This window comes from Streptomyces durbertensis (genome assembly GCF_014156695.1).
In the GTDB taxonomy this organism is placed as follows: domain Bacteria; phylum Actinomycetota; class Actinomycetes; order Streptomycetales; family Streptomycetaceae; genus Streptomyces; species Streptomyces durbertensis.
The window spans coordinates 1-553 of record NZ_WMLF01000927.1 but is presented as its reverse complement, the minus strand read 5'-3'; the positions used below and the strand labels follow the sequence as shown (position 1 = coordinate 553).

Sequence of the window (553 nt, the reverse complement as noted above, 5' to 3'; positions counted from 1 at the left end):
GTCCGGATACGGGCTGACCAGGCACTGGCTGACCAGGCGCCTGCTGAGCCGGCGGCTGCTGAGCCGGCACGGGTTGACCGGGCGCCTGGCCGATGCCCGGCCCACCATGCCCCTGCGGAACGCCCGCCGCTCCCGGGCCGCCCGGCATGCCCGGGCCCTGCGGCACACCGGGCCCCGGGGGGACCGGCGGACCGGCCGGCGGTCCGGCGTGCAGCGGGGCGCCCACGGGCGGCGGGGGAGAGGCCGCGCCGGGCGTCGCGCCCCCGGCACCCGCGCCGTCCTGCGAGTACCAGGCAGGCGCCGTGAAATCGAGCTGGAACTCGCCCGTCAGCTCGAGGTCTCCCTCGTCCTCCTCCGGGCGGTACTCGTCCCGATCGCGGTTCACTGTGCCTCCTGGACTGAAACGCACCTGAACGGCTGGACCGGAAACAGGCGGATCATGCGGTTCATGCGGTCATCGCTGGCGCGGCGGTACACGGCCTCGTACCTCACCGTCGGTCCTCCCCCAAGGTGGCTGCTTCGTGCTCCTGCCGCTCGGAGGACAGCCTAGTCA

1 protein-coding gene is annotated in these 553 nt (G+C 74.3%); it reads right to left on the bottom strand.

The genetic code is table 11. From position 1 onward, the window contains the following. The coding region (locus GL263_RS28955; RefSeq protein ID WP_323379590.1) for an SCO5717 family growth-regulating ATPase at positions 1–385 on the bottom strand (385 nt) is incomplete at its 3' end. Between the last annotated feature and the right edge of the window lie 168 nt (positions 386–553).